16 protein-coding genes are annotated in these 17952 nt (G+C 70.6%); 9 read left to right on the top strand and 7 right to left on the bottom strand.

Annotated elements, in window-relative coordinates:
* Positions 1-12: 12 nt before the first annotated feature.
* Complete coding sequence (locus ACN269_RS31090; protein WP_121654474.1) at positions 13-327, bottom strand: transcriptional regulator; 315 nt, start codon at positions 325-327, stop codon at positions 13-15.
* Positions 327-719 carry a type II toxin-antitoxin system RelE/ParE family toxin gene (locus ACN269_RS31085; protein ID WP_421475833.1) on the bottom strand — a complete coding sequence of 131 codons (393 nt, stop codon included), beginning with the start codon at positions 717-719 and terminating at the stop codon, positions 327-329. Before ACN269_RS31085 ends, ACN269_RS31090 begins: the two co-directional genes overlap by 1 nt.
* 276 nt (positions 720-995) lie before the next feature.
* Here ACN269_RS31085 and abc-f point away from each other — a divergent pair, with 276 nt between their 5' ends.
* Positions 996-2633 carry a ribosomal protection-like ABC-F family protein gene (abc-f, locus tag ACN269_RS31080; RefSeq protein ID WP_421475831.1) on the top strand — a complete coding sequence of 546 codons (1638 nt, stop codon included), beginning with the start codon at positions 996-998 and terminating at the stop codon, positions 2631-2633.
* 54 nt (positions 2634-2687) lie between these two features.
* Here abc-f and dnaE read toward each other — a convergent pair whose 3' ends face one another.
* Entirely contained in the window at positions 2688-6218 is a 3531-nt protein-coding gene (dnaE, locus tag ACN269_RS31075) for a DNA polymerase III subunit alpha (protein ID WP_421475829.1), read from the bottom strand.
* Positions 6219-6361: 143 nt separating this feature from the next.
* On the opposite strand from dnaE, the gene ACN269_RS31070 reads away from it, so the two are divergent.
* The 7 genes from ACN269_RS31070 (at position 6362) to ACN269_RS31040 (ending at position 12751) form a co-directional block, all read left to right on the top strand.
* Positions 6362-6982 carry an L-threonylcarbamoyladenylate synthase gene (locus ACN269_RS31070; RefSeq protein ID WP_421475827.1) on the top strand — a complete coding sequence of 207 codons (621 nt, stop codon included), beginning with the start codon at positions 6362-6364 and terminating at the stop codon, positions 6980-6982.
* 291 nt (positions 6983-7273) lie between these two features.
* A complete protein-coding gene (locus tag ACN269_RS31065; RefSeq protein ID WP_421475825.1) occupies positions 7274-7615 on the top strand; it encodes a PadR family transcriptional regulator in 342 nt (113 codons plus the stop codon).
* Positions 7612-8562, top strand: a complete 951-nt coding sequence (locus ACN269_RS31060) for a permease prefix domain 1-containing protein (RefSeq protein WP_421475824.1) — start codon at positions 7612-7614, stop codon at positions 8560-8562. The genes ACN269_RS31065 and ACN269_RS31060 overlap by 4 nt, the downstream gene beginning before the upstream one ends.
* Positions 8563-8664: 102 nt before the next feature.
* Entirely contained in the window at positions 8665-10002 is a 1338-nt protein-coding gene (locus ACN269_RS31055) for a sensor histidine kinase (RefSeq protein ID WP_421475822.1), read from the top strand.
* Entirely contained in the window at positions 9999-10718 is a 720-nt protein-coding gene (locus ACN269_RS31050) for a response regulator (protein ID WP_421475820.1), read from the top strand. Before ACN269_RS31055 ends, ACN269_RS31050 begins: the two co-directional genes overlap by 4 nt.
* An 81-nt stretch (positions 10719-10799) precedes the next feature.
* Positions 10800-11693: an ABC transporter ATP-binding protein gene (locus ACN269_RS31045; protein WP_421475818.1), complete on the top strand. Its 894-nt coding sequence runs from the start codon at positions 10800-10802 to the stop codon at positions 11691-11693.
* Positions 11690-12751 (top strand): ABC transporter permease, encoded by a 1062-nt coding sequence (locus tag ACN269_RS31040; protein WP_421475816.1) that lies wholly within the window; start codon positions 11690-11692, stop codon positions 12749-12751. Before ACN269_RS31045 ends, ACN269_RS31040 begins: the two co-directional genes overlap by 4 nt.
* Positions 12752-12863: 112 nt before the next feature.
* On the opposite strand, the gene ACN269_RS31035 is transcribed toward ACN269_RS31040, so the two are convergent.
* Complete coding sequence (locus tag ACN269_RS31035) at positions 12864-13916, bottom strand: peptidoglycan-binding protein (RefSeq protein ID WP_421475814.1); 1053 nt, start codon at positions 13914-13916, stop codon at positions 12864-12866.
* 252 nt (positions 13917-14168) lie between these two features.
* Here ACN269_RS31035 and ACN269_RS31030 point away from each other — a divergent pair, with 252 nt between their 5' ends.
* A complete protein-coding gene (locus ACN269_RS31030) occupies positions 14169-15167 on the top strand; it encodes a helix-turn-helix domain-containing protein (protein WP_421475813.1) in 999 nt (332 codons plus the stop codon).
* Between the two features lie 134 nt (positions 15168-15301).
* Here the strand turns inward: ACN269_RS31030 and ACN269_RS31025 are convergent, their stop codons facing one another.
* The 3 genes from ACN269_RS31025 to pdxS all read right to left on the bottom strand — a co-directional run bounded on the left by ACN269_RS31025 (position 15302) and on the right by pdxS (position 17857).
* Positions 15302-16054, bottom strand: coding sequence for a YebC/PmpR family DNA-binding transcriptional regulator (locus ACN269_RS31025; protein ID WP_421475811.1), 753 nt, complete (start codon positions 16052-16054; stop codon positions 15302-15304).
* Between the two features lie 259 nt (positions 16055-16313).
* Positions 16314-16916 carry a pyridoxal 5'-phosphate synthase glutaminase subunit PdxT gene (gene pdxT, locus ACN269_RS31020; protein WP_421475809.1) on the bottom strand — a complete coding sequence of 201 codons (603 nt, stop codon included), beginning with the start codon at positions 16914-16916 and terminating at the stop codon, positions 16314-16316.
* 2 nt (positions 16917-16918) lie between these two features.
* Positions 16919-17857, bottom strand: coding sequence for a pyridoxal 5'-phosphate synthase lyase subunit PdxS (gene pdxS, locus ACN269_RS31015; RefSeq protein ID WP_421476666.1), 939 nt, complete (start codon positions 17855-17857; stop codon positions 16919-16921).
* Positions 17858-17952: the final 95 nt, after the last annotated feature.

Here is a 17952-nt window from a genome sequence, read left to right as displayed (position 1 = left end):
GCTGATCAACGATCAGGCGATCTGCCGCAAGTCGTCGCCGTAGTCGAAGATGATCCGCATCCGGGCACCGAGCGCGCGGGCATATCGGCTCAGCGTCGCGACCTCGTTGGCCTCAAGATCACCGTTCTCGATCTGGCTGACTCGGCCGGGCGTGACACCCATCAACTCGGCCACCTGGCGCTGGGTCAAACCCAGCCGCTTACGCTCCTCGGCGAGGTGGAACGCGCTGATCCACGCCTCCGTTCGGGCACGTTCGGCGTCGAGCGCCTCATCGTCCCCGTCGTGCAGCTCGGCCCGGATGTCATTCCAATCATGGAAGTCGCTCATCAGCCCTCCCTCCGCTTCCTCTCGAAGGCAAGCCAGCCCTCGTACGCGATCTCGGCCAGCGGAATCGCCTGGTCATACCATCGATTCCAATTCCCCGCCTTGTTGCCGGCCACCAGCAGGACGGCCTGAGACCAGGGATCGAAGACGAACAGCACCCGAACGGCGACCTCCCGCCCAGATCTCGGGCGGAGTTCCTTGAGGTTGCTGATGGCAGAGCCTCGGAGGGTGTCGACAAGTGGACGCCCGAGGCCCGGCCCGGTCTCCGCGAGCAAGTCGATCGCCACGTTGACCGACCGATACGTCGCAGGGTCGGCCTGACGCAGAGATCGCAACCAGTCGCGGACTTCCGCTGTCGTCTTGATCGCCCAGCGACGTGGCGGCTCATGAGACATGGGACAACTATAGCTCGGCCTATACACCGATCGTTGCGACCTAACCCGGTGGCGGGTCGGAGATCCGTTGTTAGACTCGGCGGCGTTGGGTCAGCGGTACGACCAGGGAGACCAGACATGGCGGGTGACGACGACATCTCCGGGTGAGACCGGACGTGTTCGGCCATAGGTTCGGCGCGCCTCTGCGCGGCCGGCGTGGCCATGTCGTCGTTCCACCGGTCCCGTTCGTCGTCGGGCGGCTTACGCACGCCCAGCCCACCCTCTGAGGTCACTCGCATGTCTGACGCTTTCATCGTCTGCTCGAACCTGTCCTTCTCCTGGCCGGACGACACCCCGGTCTTCTCCGAGCTGTCCTTCAGCGTCCCCGGCGGTCGCACCGGCCTGGTCGCGCCCAACGGCGCCGGCAAGAGCACCCTGTTGCGGCTGATCGCCGGGGAGCTGCAACCCACCGGCGGGAGCGTCACCGTCGACGGTCTGCTCGGGTACCTGCCGCAGACCCTGCCGCTGGCCGGGGACCTGGCCGTGTCGCAGGTGCTCGGCGTCGCCGAACGGATCGCGGCGCTGCACGCCATCGAGGCCGGAGACGCCAGCGAGGCGCACTTCGCCACCATCGGCGACGACTGGGACATCGAGGAACGCACCCGCGGTGAGCTGGACCGGTTGGGCCTCGGCGACCTGGCGCTCGACCGGCCGTTGCGCACCCTCAGCGGCGGGCAGGTGGTCTCCCTCGGCCTGGCCGCGCAGCTGCTGCGCCGCCCGGACGTGCTGCTGCTCGACGAGCCGACCAACAACCTGGACGTGGCGGCCCGGCACAAGCTCTACGACGTGCTCACCGACTGGTCCGGGTGCCTGCTGCTGGTCAGCCACGACCGGGAGCTGCTGGACCGGATGGACCGCATCGCCGAGTTGGAGCGCGGCGAGATCCATTGGTACGGGGGCAACTTCACCGCGTACACCGAGGCGGTGCGGGCGGCGCGCGAGGTGGCCGAGAGCAACCTGCGCAACGCCGAGCAGGAGGTCAAGCGGGAGAAGCGGGAGATGCAGCAGGCCCGCGAGCGGGCCGACCGGCGGGCCAGCAACGCCTCGAAGAACCTGAAGAACGCCGGGCTGGCCCGGATCGTCGCCGGTGGGCTCAAGCGCAGCGCGCAGGAGTCGGCGGGCAAGGCCCAGGACACGCATTCCGCGCGCCTCGGTCAGGCCAAGGCGCGACTGGACGAGGCGGGCCGGGCCGTCCGCGAGGAGGACCGGATCGTCGTGGACCTGCCGGACACCACCGTCCCGGCCGGACGGACGGTCTTCACCGGTACGGGGATGCGGGCCCGCTTCGACGACCGGGAGCTGTTCGGCGGCGACGGCGCGGACCTGGTGATCCGGGGTCCGGAGCGGATCGCGCTCACCGGGGCGAACGGCGTCGGCAAGTCGACCCTGCTGCGCCTCGTCGACGGTGACCTCGAACCGGCCGGCGGCGACGTCAAGCGGGCGGACGGACGAATCGCGTACCTGTCGCAGCGCCTCGACCTGCTGGACCTCGACCGGACGGTGGCGGAGAACTTCGCCGCGTACGCGCCGAGCCTGCCGGACGCGCGGCGGATGAACCTGCTGGCGCGGTTCCTGTTCCGGGGTGCCCGGGTCAACCTGCCCGTCGGCGTGCTCTCCGGCGGGGAACGGCTGCGCGCCACCCTGGCCTGTGTGCTCTGCGCGGAGCCGGCGCCGCAACTGCTGCTGCTCGACGAGCCGACGAACAACCTGGACCTGGTCAGCGTCGGCCAGTTGGAGAGCGCGCTGACCGCGTACCAGGGGGCGTTCGTGGTGGTCAGCCACGACGAACGGTTCCTGGCCGAGATCGGCGTGCAGCGGTGGCTGCGGCTGGCCGACGGCCAGCTTCGCGAGATCGCGGCCCCCGACCAGGACTAAGACCGGCGCGGACGCGGCCCGGCCGGACGTGCGCCGGCCGGGTCGCGCGGCCGGTCAGCTCACGTTGGCCGGGCCGAGGACGCTCTTCAGGTCACCCATCAGCGCGGTGGTCGCCGCGACCCGGAACGGTCCCAGCCGCAGGGTGGTGGTACGGCCGCCGTTGAGCAGCTTGACGTGCACCTCGGTGTCGCCGGGGTGCAGCACCAGGGTCTCCTTGAGCCGTTCCACGAGCGGTGGCGTGCACCGGTGCACCGGGATGGTGAGGGTGACCGGCTTGTTGGTGGCGCTGGTGCTGACGTCCGGCATGGACATGTCCATCGCCATGATGCGTGGGGTGTCGTCGCGGCGGTCCACCCGACCCTTGACCACCACGATGGCGTCCTCGGCGATGTACTGGCCGATCACCTCGTAGGTGTTGGGGAAGAACAGCGTCTCCACGCCACCGGCCAGATCCTCCAGCGTGGCCGAGGCCCAGGCCCGACCCTGCTTGGTGACCCGCCGTTGCACGCCGGAGAGGATGCCGGCGAGGGTGACGACCGCACCGTCGGGCACCGCGCCGTCCTCGGCCAGGGAGGCGATGGTGGTGTCGGCCGCCGCGCCCAGGATGTGTTCCAGGCCGAACAGCGGATGGTCGGAGACGTACAGGCCGAGCATCTCCCGCTCGAAGGCCAGCTTGTCGCGCTTTTCCCACTCGCTGTCGCCGATCACCGGCATCACCGTCGTGCTGCCGGTGTCCGCGTCGCCGAAGCCGGCGCCGAACAGGTCGTACTGGCCGACGGCCTCCTTGCGCTTGACGTCGGCGTACGCGTCGATGGCGTCGGCGTGCACCGCGAGCAGGCCCTTGCGGGGGTGCTCCATGGAGTCGAACGCGCCCGCCTTGATCAGCGATTCGATGGTCTTCTTGTTGCAGACCACCGCGTCCACCTTGGACAGGAAGTCGTAGAAGTCGGTGTACTCGCCCTTCTCCTCGCGGCACCGCATGATCGAGGCGACCACGTTCGCGCCGACGTTGCGGACCGCCGCCAGGCCGAAGCGGATGTCCCTGCCGACCGGGGTGAACGGCCCCGCCGAGGTGTTCACGTCCGGCGGCAGCACCTGGATGCGCATCCGGCGGCACTCGGACAGGTACAGCGCCATCTTGTCCTTGTCGTCGCCGACGGACGTGAGCAGCCCGGCCATGTACTCGGCCGGGTAGTGCGCCTTGAGGTACGCCGTCCAGTAGGAGACCAGGCCGTACGCGGCGGAGTGCGCCTTGTTGAAGGCGTAGCCGGCGAACGGCACCAGGACGTCCCACACGGCCTGGATCGCCTCGTCGGAGTAGCCGCGCTCGCGGCAGCCGTCCCGGAACGGGATGAACTCCTTGTCGAGGATCTCCTTCTTCTTCTTGCCCATCGCCCGGCGCAGCAGGTCCGCCTGGCCGAGCGTGTAGCCGGCGAGGATCTGCGCGGCGCGCTGCACCTGCTCCTGGTAGACGATCAGGCCGTGCGTCGGCGCGAGGATCTCCCGCAGCGGCTCCTCCAGCTCCGGGTGGATCGGGGTGATCTCCTGGAGGCCGTTCTTGCGCAGCGCGTAGTTGGTGTGCGAGTCGACACCCATCGGACCGGGCCGGTACAGGGCCAGGACGGCGGAGATGTCCTCGAAGTTGTCCGGCTTCATCAACCGCAGCAGGGACCGCATCGGGCCGCCGTCGAGCTGGAACACGCCCAGGGTGTCGCCGCGGGCCAGCAGCTCGTACGCCGCCGGGTCGTCCAGCGGAAGGGCCAGCAGGTCGAGCTTGAGGTTGTGGTTCAGCTCGATGTTCTTGACCGCGTCGTCGATGATCGTCAGGTTGCGCAGGCCGAGGAAGTCCATCTTCAGCAGCCCGAGCGACTCGCAGGTCGGGTAGTCGAACTGCGTGATGATCGCCCCGTCGGCGTCGCGGCGCATCAACGGGATGTGCTCGATGATCGGCTCGGCGGACATGATGACCCCGGCGGCGTGCACACCGGTCTGCCGGATCAGCCCCTCGATGCCCTTGGCCGTGTCGATCACCTTGCGGACGTCCGGGTCGGAGTCGTACAGGCCGCGGATCTCGCCCGCCTCGGCGTACCGGGGGTGCTTCGGGTCGAAGATGCCGGTGAGCGGGATGTCCTTGCCCATCACGGCCGGCGGCATCGCCTTGGTGATCCGGTCGCCGACCGCGTACGGGTATCCCAGCACCCGGGCCGAGTCCTTGATCGCGGCCTTCGCCTTGATCGTGCCGAAGGTGGCGATCTGGGCGACCTTGTCCTCGCCCCACTTGTCGGTGACGTACTTGATCACCTCGCCGCGCCGACGCTCGTCGAAGTCGATGTCGACATCCGGCATCGAGACCCGCTCGGGGTTGAGGAACCGCTCGAAGATCAGACCGTGCGGGATCGGGTCCAGGTCGGTGATGCCCAACGCGTACGCGACGAGCGAGCCGGCCGCCGAACCACGGCCCGGACCCACCGCGATGCCCTGGCTCTTGGCCCACTGGATGAAGTCGGCGACCACGAGGAAGTACGACGGGAAGCCCATCTGGTTGATGACGCCCAGCTCGTACTCGGCCTGGACGACGTGCCCCTCCGGAATGCCGTTCGGGTAGCGGCGGGCCAGGCCGGCGAAGGTCTCCTTGCGGAACCAGGACTCCTCGGTCTCCCCCTCGGGGACCGGGAAGCGCGGCATCAGGTTGTGGAACTCGAACATGCCCTTCGGGTCGACCTTCTCGGCGACCAGCAGGGTGTTGCGGCAGCCCTGCTGCCACAGCTCGGACGAGTCGACCGCGCGCATCTGGTCGGCGCTCTTGACGAAGTAGCCGCCGCCCTCGAACCGGAACCGGTTGGGGTCGTCGATGTTGCTGCCGGTCTGCACGCATAGCAGCACGTCGTGTGCGGTGGCCTGCGCCTCGTGGGTGTAGTGCGAGTCGTTGGTGACCACCGGCGGGATGTCCAGCTTGCGGGCGATCTCGGTGAGCCCCTCGCGGACCCGGCTCTCGATGGAGAGGCCGTGATCCATGATCTCCAGGAAGTAGTTCTCCTTGCCGAAGATGTCCTGGTAGCTCGCGGCGACCTTGAGCGCCTCGTCGAACTGACCCAGCCGCAGCCGGGTCTGCACCGCACCCGACGGGCAGCCCGTCGTGGCCATGATCCCCTCGGCGTGCTCGGCGATCAGCTCCATGTCCATCCGAGGCCACTTGACGTAGTGCCCCTCCATGGACGCCCGCGAGTTGAGGGTGAACAGGTTCTTCAGGCCCTGCGCGTTCTTGGCCCACATGGTCTTGTGGGTGATCGCGCCGTTACCCGAGACGTCGTCGCTCTTCTGCTCCGGCCGGCCCCACTTGACCCGCGCCTTGTGATAGCGCGACTCCGGTGCCACGTACGCCTCGACGCCCAGGATCGGAGTGATCCCGGCGGCCATCGCCTGGTTGTAGAAGTCGTTCGCGCCGTGCATGTTGCCGTGGTCGGTGATCGCCACCGCCGGCATGCCCAGCCGGTTGGCCTCGGCGAACAGGTCCTTCAACCGGGCCGCTCCGTCGAGCATCGAGTACTCGGTGTGCACGTGCAGATGCGCGAACGAATCAGCCATGCGTGGCGCCCCCCGGCGGTGTGGATCTAGGTGGTCGGAGCCGACCGGCACCTACCCTACCGAGGTGATCTCGGCGGCTCCACCGTCCGCGCCGAGGGTGGCCCGCATCTCCTGTTCGCACCGGACAGGCCTAGGCTCGACGGGTGGCCAGGTACTACGACGTACACCCGGAGAACCCGCAGCCCCGCGTGATCGGGCAGGTTGCCGACCTGATCCGTGGCGGCGGCCTGGTCGCCTACCCGACGGACTCCTGCTACGCGCTGGGCTGCCAACTGGGCAACCGGGACGGGCTGGACCGGATCCGCGCGATCCGCGACCTGGACGACCGACACCACTTCACCCTGGTCTGCCGGGACTTCGCGCAGCTCGGCCAGTTCGTCCAGATCAGCAATGCGGTGTTCCGGCTGGTGAAGGCGTCCACGCCGGGCAGCTACACGTTCATCCTGCCGGCCACCAAGGAGGTGCCCCGCCGGATGCTGCACCCGAAGAAGCGGACCGTCGGTGTCCGCGTACCCCGGCACACGGTGACCCAGGCGCTGCTCGCCGAGTTGGGCGAGCCACTGGTGTCCAGCACCCTGACGCTGCCCGGCGAGGAAGAGCCGATGACGCAGGGCTGGGAGATCAAGGAACAGCTCGACCACCAGCTCGACGCGGTGCTGGACGCCGGCGAGTGCGGCATGGAGCCGACGACGGTGATCGACCTGTCCGGCCCGGAGCCGGAGATCCTGCGCCGAGGCGCCGGAGACGTGTCCCGCTTCGAGTAGTTCGCCCGGCGCGGCGACGCCGCGCCCGCCGCTGCCCGCTGACCCCGCACCCCTCCCCCGCCGGCCGCGTCCCGCCGCCCTGCGGCGCGGCGGATATCACCATGCGCTCCTTTGCTCTGCGTCAACGGAGGCGACACCTGTGGCCCGTCACTGTCGCCTCCGTTGAAGCAGAGCAAAGGGGAAGCGACAGCAGGTCGATCCGCCCCCAGCCCGCCCCCGCCACAGCATTGCCAGCAGACACATCACTATCTCCGTAGACAACAGTGTGTGCCACACAGTATGGTGTGACACATGGTTAGCGAGGACGTTCTACGGACGCATCTGCAGGAGTTGCGTCGAGGCACCGTCGTGGTGGCCAGCCTGGTCGCGCTCCGGCGACCGGACTACGGCTACGCACTGCTGCAACGGCTCACCGACCACGGTTTCCCGGTGGACGCGAACACGCTCTACCCGCTGCTGCGCCGCCTGGAGGACCAGGGCCTGCTGACCAGCGAGTGGAACACCGAGGAGAGCCGACCGCGCAAGTTCTACCGGACCAGCGACGAGGGCGAGTCGATGCTGAGCCGGCTCCTGGACGACCTCGCCGCCGTACAGACCTCCATCAACGGGTTGATCCAAGGAGCGGACCGATGAACACCCTGACCGATCGCTACCTCGCCGCCACCCTGCGCTCGGTGCCCGCCCCGCGCCGCGACGAGATCGCCACCGAGTTGCGCGCCTCCATCGACGACATGATCGAGGACCGGACCGACGGTGGGCAGGACGCCAGCACCGCCGAGCGGGAGGTGCTCACCGAGCTGGGCAACCCCGACCTGCTCGCCGCCCGGTACGCCGACCGCCGACTGCAACTCATCGGCCCGACCTACTACCTGATCTGGCTGCGACTGCTGAAGCTGCTGCTCAGCTTCATCCCGGCGCTCGTCGGCACGATCGTCACGGTGGTCGAGGCGGCGGAAGGAAAGGGTTTCGGCGCCATCGGTCCCGGCATCGTGACGGCCATGCAGGTGGCCGTGCAGATCGCCTTCTGGCTCACCCTGACCTTCGCCGTCATCGAGCGCAGCCAGACGGCCGTGGACCTGCCGAAGTGGACGGTCGACCAACTGCCCGACGCGCCGGTGCGACGGGGCATCCCCCTCGCCGACACCATCGCCTCCGTAATCATGCTGGTGCTGACCATCGCGTACCTGCCGTTGCAGCACTACCACTCCTGGGTGAACGGCAGCGACGGCGAGAACATTGCCATCCTCGACCCGGCGCTGTGGTCGTTCTGGCTGCCGGCCCTGATCGGGGTGCTGGTCCTCAGCGTGGTCTTCGAGATCGTCAAGTACCGGATCGACCGCTGGACCTGGCCCCTGTTCGGCACGAAGGTGCTGCTCGACCTGGCGTTCGCGGTGCCGCTGGCCTGGCTGGCGCTCTCCGACCGGCTGCTCAACCCGGCCCTGGCCGAGCGCCTGAGCTGGGTGGCGGAGCCCGACAACCGGGACGGTCTCGGCCTGGCCATCGCGGTGGGCGCGGCCGCGATCGTGGTCTGGGACCTGATCGACACCGCCCGCAAGACCCGCCAGCAGACGACCGCTTGAGCGACACCGCAGACGGCGGCCCGGCGCGTACCCCGCGCCGGGCCGCCGCCCGTCCACCCGCCCGGCCGACGGGCCCGCCGAGCGACGTGGCATCGTTCCTGGATGAGCACGGCAACGCGGGAGGAGTGGGCCCGACCGGGTCCGACGGCGGAACAGCGCCGGAACGACATCTGGATCGGCCTGGGGATCACCGCGCTGGCGCTGGTCAGCCTCACCCTGGCCCGCAGCACCGGAGCGTTCCTGCTGGGTCCGCCGCCGTCCGGGCCGGAGCAGCTGTTCTGGACCGTCGCCGTGACCGTGCCGCTGATCTGGCGACGGCGGTGGCCGGGCGTGACGCTGCTGGTCGTCGCGGTGGTGTTCGTCGCCGCTCAGGCCCGTTCGGCACCGGAGACCCAGTTCTCCGCGTGGGCCCTGTTCTGCGCGCTCTACACGGTCGGCGCCTGGGGGCAGAACCGCCAGCTGGCCCGTCGGCTGCGCATCGGCGTGATCGCCGCGATGTTCGCCTGGTTGGGGATCTACTACGCGGTGATGATCGACCACATCCCGGCGGATGCCTTCGCCGACGCGGTCGGTCCGGTGCCGCCGACGCTCGCCATGATGGTCACCGGCGTGCTGCTCAACGTGCTGGTCCTCGGGTTCGCGTACTTCTTCGGTGAGACCGCCTGGGTGGCCGCCCGCCGCGAGCACGAGCTGCGCGCCCAGGCCGAGGACCTGCGCCGGTCGCAGGCCGCCGCCCGGGAACGGGCGGTGCTCGGCGAACGCGTCCGGATCGCGCGGGAGCTGCACGACGTGGTCGCCCACCACGTGTCGGTGATGGGTGTGCAGGCGTCCGCCTGCCGGCGGGTGTTCGACCGCGACCCGGGCAAGGCCCGCACCGCACTGACCGCCATCGAACAGAGCGCCCGCACCGCCGTCGACGAGCTGCGCCGGATGCTCGGCGTACTGCGGGCCTCCGCCGGCACCGACGCCGCGCCGCCGGCGGCCGGCGGCGTCGACCGGATCGGCGAGCTGGTCGAGCGGGCCCGGGCCGCCGGCCTGACGGCGACCCTCGGGGTGTACGGCGAGCCGGTCGCGTTGCCCGAGTCGATCTCCCAGACGGCCTACCGGGTGACGCAGGAAGCGGTGACCAACACCCTGAAGCACGCCGAGGCGGCTCTGCTGGACGTGCGGGTTCGGTATCTGACCCGGGAGGTGGAGGTCGACGTGACCGACGACGGGCGCGGCGTTGGCCCGGCCGGTGCGAGCGGGTTGGGCCTGCTCGGCATGCGCGAACGGGTCACCGCCCACGACGGTGAGTTGGAGGCCGGGCCACGAACCGGCGGCGGCTGGCGGGTCCGCGCCCGCTTCCCCCTCGACGGGTCGACGGACCGCACGATCAGTCCGCAGCGGGAGCCGGCCGACCGGCGTCCGGCGGCAGCCGACGCGGAGTCTCCGGCGTGAGCGCGGCGGCCCAGCACGCAGCCGACACCGGCAGCCCGACGGTCCGGGTGCTGCTCGCCGACGACCAGCACCTCGTCCGTACCGGATTCCGGGTCATCCTGGAGGTGGAGGACGACATCGAGGTGGTCGGTGAGGCCGCCGACGGCGAACGGGCGGTCACCATGACCCGGGCCACCCGCCCCGACGTCGTACTCATGGATGTGGAGATGCCCGGGATGGACGGCCTGGAGGCCACCCGGCGGATCGTCGCCGACGGCCCCAGGGCCCCCGCGGTGTTGATCCTCACGACCTTCGACCGCGACGACTACCTGTTCGCCGCGCTGCGGGCCGGGGCCAGCGGCTTCCTGCTCAAGAACGGCACGCCGGAGGAACTGGTCGAGGCGATCCGGGTGCTGGCCAGGGGCGATGGTCTCCTCGCCCCGGAGATCACCCGCCGGGTGATCTCCACCTTCGCCCGCCCCGGCGACCCGGCGGGCATCGCCCACCGGGGCCCGGACGCCGAGGCCGCACTGGCCGAGCTGACCCCGCGCGAGCGGGAGGTGCTGATGCTGGTCGCCGCCGGGTCGAGCAATGCGGAGATCGCCACGACCATCCATCTGGGCGAGGCCACGGTGAAGACGCACGTGAGTCGCGTGCTGGCCAAACTCGGCCTGCGTGACCGGGTACAGGCGGTGGTGTTCGCGTACGAGAACGGGGTGGTCCGGCCCGGCGGGTGACCGGCGTCCACCCTGCGGCGGACCCGTCCACTCAGCCGCCGGACGGACGGCGCGGCGGCGCAGTCGATCTAGCGTGAGTGCGTGACCAGAACGCTTCGTCTCGACGGCGTCGACCGCAGCTTCGGCGACCGTCAGGTGCTCAGGAACGTGTCCTTCGAGGTGTCCGCCGGCCGGATGACCGGTTTCGTGGGCGCCAACGGCGCCGGCAAGACCACCACCATGCGGATCATCCTGGGTGTCCTCGCCCCCGACGCCGGCGAGGTGAGCTGGGGCGGTACGACGCTGACCCGGCAGGACCGTCGGCGCTTCGGCTACATGCCGGAGGAGCGGGGCCTCTACCCCAAGATGACGACCCGCGAGCAGGTGACCTACCTGGGCCGGCTGCACGGGTTGGACGCCGCCGCGGCCCGGCGCTCCACCGACGCGCTGCTGGACCGGGTCGGGCTCGGTGAACGCGGCGACGACCTGCTGGAGACGCTGTCGCTGGGCAACCAGCAGCGCGCCCAGATCGCCGCCGCGCTGGTGCACGACCCCGAGGTGCTGGTGCTCGACGAACCGTTCTCCGGCCTCGACCCGCTGGCCGTGGAGACCGTCGTGGCCGTGCTGCGGGAACGGGCCTCGGCCGGCGTGCCGGTGCTCTTCTCCAGTCACCAGCTCGACGTCGTGGAGCGCCTCTGCGACGACCTGGTGATCATCGGGGACGGGGTGATCCGGGCCGCCGGCAGCCGGCAGCAGCTGCGCGACTCGTACACCGTGCCCCGGTTCGCGCTGGTCGTGGAGCACGACGCCGGCTGGGTACGCGACCAGCCCGGGGTGACAGTGGTCGAGTTGGACGGCGCGCGGGTGGTCTTCGACCTGCCGGCCGGCACCGACGAACAGCCCGTGCTGCGGGCGGCCCTGGAGCGCGGCCCGGTCCGCTCCTTCCACCCGGTCAGTCCCTCGCTCACCGAGATCTTCCGAGAGGTCACCCAGTGAACGTCACCCAGGCCACCCGGCTGGTCGCCGAACGCGAGATCCGGGTCAAGCTCCGCGACCGGACCTTCCTGTTCGGCACCCTGTTCTTCCTGCTGATCGCCGCGGCGGGCACCATCCTGCCGCCGCTGTTCTCCGGCGGGCCGTCCACGGTGGCGGCGACCGAGAGCGTGGCCGCCCCGCTGCGCGCCGCCGGGCTGGAGGTCCGGGTCGTCCCCGACGACCGGGCCGCCGAGCAGGCCGTCCGCGACGACGACGTGGATGCCGCGGTGGTCACCGGACCGGCCGTCCTGGCCATGGACGAGGCCCCCGACGACGTGGTGCGGGCCCTGAGCACCCAGCCGACCGTCCGCCTGCTCGACCCGGACGCGGTCGATCCGGTGGTGGCGTTCCTGGTGCCGTTCGTCTTCGCGTTCGTCTTCTTCCTCACCTCCCAGACCTTCGGCGTGCAGATCGCGCAGAGCGTCATCGAGGAGAAGCAGACCCGGATCGTGGAGATCCTGGTCGCCGCCGTGCCGGTGCGGGCCCTGCTGGCCGGCAAGGTGGTCGCCGGGGCCATCCTGGCGTTCGCGCAGATCGCCCTGATCGCCGTGGTGGCGGTGCTCGGGCTGCAGATCGGCGACAGCGGAGGGCTGCTCACCCTGCTCGCCCCGGCGATCGGCTGGTTCGTGCCGTTCTTCCTTGTCGGTTTCGTGTTGCTCGCCGCCATGTGGGCGGCGGCCGGCGCGCTGGCCAACCGGCAGGAGGACATCGCCGCGGTGTCGACCCCGGTGCAGCTCGCCGTCATGCTGCCGTTCTTCGCGGTGATCTTCCTGAACGACAACGCCACCGCGATGCGGGTGCTGTCCTACCTGCCGTTCTCGTCGCCCACGGCGATGCCGCTGCGGCTGTTCACCGGCGACGCGGCCGGGTGGGAGCCGATCGTCGCGCTGGTCATCCTGCTGCTGGCCGCCGGCGCGTTCGTGGTCGCCGGGGCCCGGGTGTACGAGGGGTCGCTGCTGCGCACCAACGGCCGAACGTCGCTGCGCACCGCCTGGCGGGAGCGGGAGACGATCGGTTGAGCTGGTAGGCCACCCCGGCACGGGCGTCGGTGCCCCTATCGGAGGCCGACGCCCGCTGCCGTACGGCACCGTGCGCCGCATCAGCGGCTTCGCCGAGGCGGCCGGATCCGCGTCACGGTGTCGGCGGGCAGTCCCAGTGGCGGAAGTCCCCGGTGCGCGACCAGATGTCGCGTGCCGCACCGATGTTCCAACCCGGATCCAGCGCCGTCCGGCGGTCGACACCGAGCCGGGACAGCTCCGTGTCGCTGAACTGGAACAGGCCCCAACGCCGCGACCCGTCGGCGGTCACCTCCACCCGCAGCGGGTCCAACCCGGACAGGCACCGCGCCAGCCGCACGGCCTCGGACGGGTCGTCCGGGAACCTCGCCCGGAGGTACGTGCTGATCCGGTTCTCCGTCCACCGGATGGGCGGCACCGGATCGCCCTGGAGCGCGTCGAGCACCGGCCCGTCCACCGTGCCGCTGACCTCCAGGGCGGCCAGCGCCTGGAAGGCGATCACCCGGCTGGTGGTGTCGGGTCCGAACCACCCGTCGACGGGCACGCCCAACCCAGCCGCCACCAGCCGCTCCTGGAGATCCAGCACGCAGGGGCCGTACATGCCCTGGCGGAGGACGAGGGGGCACGGGCCGCTCGACCCAGCGTCGTTCGACCTGGGGATCATGCGGTCACCGCCGGGCAGCAGCGCGCCCACGGTCAGCGCTCCCACCAGCGCCAGCGCCCCCAGTGACAGTCGGCGACGCGCCGGCCGGGTCGCCGCTCGTGGTAGGTCGGTGGAGTGGCGGGGACCGGCCGCCCCGGCGGACGCCGCAGCGGCAGGCGGCGGGGCGGGGTACGCCGGCTCGTCGGGCGTCGGTTGGCCGGTGGGACGCGTCGGCTCGTCGAGTTGCGCTTCGATGTCGCGGCGGAGGTCGAGCCACCGATCGATGTCCGGTGTGGACGTGCCGCACGCCGCCAGCAACGCCACGACGGTCCGCTCCCGGGGCAGGGTGTTCCGCCCCAGCATGGTGGCGAGTGTGCTCGGCGGGAGCCAGTGCCCGGCCGCCGAGGCCTGGCGGCTGATCTCCCGGTACGTCAGGCCGGAACGTCGCCGTACGTCCCGAAGTGATGCCACGTACTCCCCCGCGGTGGCAGCCTGCGGCACCGGATCCCGGACAGCGTCAATCATCGGATCTCCCCCGTGTCGATGATGTGTCGTGTTCGGACCGGTCCCCGGTCCGAACGCGACGGCCCGTACGCCGGTCAGCGGCGGTGGGCGTCGACGAAAACGCTAGATAGCCGGGTCGCGCGGGACAATGCCCTGATCCGGACCATGCGGTGTCCACGCAGCTCACCGTGGCCTGTCCGGGTTTGTCCGACCACCTCGGACAGACGCCCGGACGGCTTGCCCGAACGCGTGCGGGGTCAGCAGAATCGGGCGATGACCACGGGGGGACTTCGACCGGATGAGGCGGCCGACCCGGCTGCTCTCATCGACCTGCTGCGCCAACTCAAGGACCGCTCCCGGCTAACGTTCCGACAACTCGAACAGCGTGCCGCCGCGGCCGGCGACGTGCTGGCGCGCAGCACCGCCGCCGACCTCCTACGGCGATCCACCCTGCCGCGTCCCGAGGTGCTGGCGGCATTCGTCCGCGCCTGCGGCGCGTCCGACGAGGTCGACGAGTGGCTGCGGGCGCGGCACAGACTGGCCGCGGGCGCGTACGTCTCGGCCGAACCGCCCGTGGACACGTCGTCCGGAGTCGGCACGGACGACGTGCTGACCGTCGGCCCGGACGAGGCACGATCGCGCTGGTTCACCCGGCCCGCGCCGCTGGCACTGCTCGTCGTCGCCACCCTGCTCGTCGGGCTCGGTGTGTGGTTCTGGTGGCCCCAGGAGAACGAGCGTCGGACGTCGGAGAAGACGGCCGTCGGCGCCTCGGCCGACGAAACGGCGTCCGGCACCGGCCAGGGATCGCCGGCCAGCGGTCGGAGCCAGATCAGGCTCGCCCGGGACCCGCAGCTCTGCATCAGCGAGGGTCGCGATCGCAGCGCCCAGTACGAGAACGAGGTGGCGGCCCAGCGCCCCTGCGCGGGCGCCACACCCCCGGAGACCTACCTGGTGCCGGTGACCGACGGCATGTACTTCGTCAAGTGGGAGCATCCGATCAAGGGGGTCGGCTGCCTCACCGTACGCCGCGAGGACCCCGGGCAGAATCTCGTCGAGCCCCAGCACCAGTGCCGCACCGACTCCTGGGACCAGCTGTTCCGCTTCCTGCCGACCGGGTCGGCACCGAACGCGTACCGCCTACGACCTGCCGGCAGTGACCTGTGCCTCGGTATCCGCGACGACGACACGGAGGTGCCGGCGGAGATCGCCGCCGAGCCGTGCACGGGCCAACCCGACCAGGTGTTCCTGGTCGACCCGGTGCCCGCGAAGTAACACCAGTGCTCGGCGCTCGGCGCTCGGCGCGTGATCGACTCCGGTTCACGGAAGTGGGGGTGTCCACGCGCGTCGGACACCCCCACTTCCACGACATCGAGTCGATCAAGCACCCGGCGGACGAGGGCTGGACCTCAGGCGTCGACGGCGGCCATCACGTCGTCGGAGACGTCGAAGTTCGCGTAGACGTTCTGCACGTCGTCGCAGTCCTCCAGGACGTCGATCAGCTTGAAGATCTTGCGGGCGCCCTCCTCGTCCAGCGGCACGTTCATGCTGGGCACCAGGGACGACTCGGCCGACTCGTACTCGATTCCGGCATCCTGGAGAGCGGTGCGCACCGGGATCAGGTCGCCCGGCTCGGAGACGATCTCGAACGCCTCGCCCAGGTCGTTGACCTCCTCGGCACCGGCGTCGAGGACGGCCATCATTACGTCGTCCTCGCTGGTGTCGGCCTTGGGGACGATCACCACGCCCTTGCGGGAGAACATGTACGACACGGAGCCGGCGTCGGCCAGCGAGCCACCGTTGCGGGTGAGCGCGGTCCGTACCTCGGTCGCCGCCCGGTTGCGGTTGTCGGTGAGGCACTCGATCAACATCGCCACGCCGTTGGGGCCGTACCCCTCGTACATGATGGTCTGCCAGTCGGCGCCGCCGGCCTCCAGGCCGGAGCCCCGCTTGACCGCGCGGTCGATGTTGTCGTTGGGAACCGAGTTCTTCTTCGCCTTCTGGATGGCGTCGAACAGCGTCGGGTTACCGGCCGGGTCACCGCCGCCGGTCCGGGCGGCCACCTCGACGTTCTTGATCAGCTTGGCGAACATCTTGCCGCGCTTGGCGTCGATGACGGCCTTCTTGTGCTTGGTGGTCGCCCACTTTGAGTGGCCGGACATCTTCTACCTCCGTCTGTCATTGCACGCCTGCGTCGACTGCCGCACCGATTCCGCGCCGCATCCGGCGATCCGGCGGCCGGTCGGCCCCGCGGGAAGTGCCGCGCCGGGCGACGGCCCTGCCGAACCGCGGCAATCTTACCGAGGTCACACCCCGCCGTGTCACACCCGGGACCCGCCCAGGGCGGCGGCGCGGCGTGCGGGCCCGCTCAGACCAACGGCGCGGGAACCCGATCCATGCCCGCGCGGCGGGGTCGAGCGCTCAGGCGGTCCGCGCCAGCTCGACGAAGTACGCGTGCAGGCGCAGGTCGCCCGTCAGCTCGGGGTGGAAGGAGGTGGCCAGCAGGTTGCCCTGCCGGACCGCCACGATCCGCTCGGCGGCCGGGCCACCGGTCACCGTGCCGATCACCTCGACGCCCGCGCCGACCCGCTCGACCCACGGCGCGCGGATGAACACCGCGTGGAAAGGCTCGCCCGTCACGCCGGTGATCTCCACCGGCGCCTCGAACGAGTCGACCTGACGCCCGAACGCGTTGCGCCGTACGGTCATGTCGATGCCGGCGAAACCGCGCTGGTCGACGCGGCCGTCCAGCACCTCGGTGGCCAACATGATCATGCCGGCGCAGGAGCCGTAGACGGGCATGCCGTCGGCGATCCGCTTGTCGATCGGCTCGCGCATCTCGAAGATGTCGACGAGCTTGCTGATGGTGGTGGACTCGCCGCCCGGGATCACCAGACCGTCGACCGCGTCCAGCTCGCCCGGACGGCGGACCGGGCGGGCGTCCGCACCCGCCGCGGTCAGCGCCGCCACATGCTCGCGGACGTCACCCTGCAGGGCGAGGACACCGATGGTGGGCGGGTTCATCCTCACCAACCGCGCTCGGCCAGGCGGTGCGGCTGGGGGATCTCGTCGACGTTGATGCCGACCATCGCCTCGCCCAGACCACGGGAGACCTTGGCCAGCACGTCCGGATCGTCGTGGAAGGTGGTCGCCTTGACGATCGCGGCGGCCCGCTGCGCCGGGTTGCCGGCCTTGAAGATGCCGGAGCCGACGAACACGCCCTCCGCGCCGAGCTGCATCATCATCGCAGCGTCGGCCGGGGTGGCGATCCCACCGGCGGTGAACAGCACGACCGGCAGCTTGCCGCTCTCAGCGACCTCCTTGACCAGCTCGTACGGGGCCTGCAGCTCCTTGGCCGCCACGTACAGCTCGTCGGCCGGCAGCGACGACAGCCGGCGGATCTCCTGGCGGATCTTCCGCATGTGGGTGGTGGCGTTCGAGACGTCACCGGTGCCCGCCTCACCCTTGGAGCGGATCATGGCCGCGCCCTCGGTGATCCGGCGCAGCGCCTCGCCCAGGTTGGTCGCGCCGCAGACAAAGGGCACCGTGAACGCCCACTTGTCGATGTGGTTGGCGTAGTCGGCCGGGGTGAGCACCTCGGACTCGTCGACGTAGTCGACGCCCAGCGACTGGAGGATCTGCGCCTCGACGAAGTGCCCGATGCGGGCCTTGGCCATCACCGGGATCGACACCGCCGAGATGATGCCGTCGATCATGTCGGGGTCGCTCATCCGGGACACCCCGCCCTGCGCGCGGATGTCGGCGGGCACCCGCTCCAACGCCATCACCGCGACGGCGCCGGCATCCTCGGCGATCTTGGCCTGCTCGGCGTTGACGACGTCCATGATCACGCCGCCCTTGAGCATCTCGGCCATGCCCCGCTTCACGCGGGCCGTGCCGACGACGGGGGCGGTGCCGGTGGTCGAGGCGGTGGTGTCGGACACGGGTCGGCGCTCCTTGGACATGCGGTGGGCGGTGGCAGCGAAAATGCTACGCACGGCGCAACGCCGCTTCGACAGCCAATCGGAGGGCCGGTGGCCTGCTCTGTGGCCCCGCTCAC

The organism is Micromonospora sp. WMMD736, from assembly GCF_049179015.1.
GTDB lineage: Bacteria > Actinomycetota > Actinomycetes > Mycobacteriales > Micromonosporaceae > Micromonospora.
This window is presented reverse-complemented; position numbering and strand designations above follow the sequence as displayed.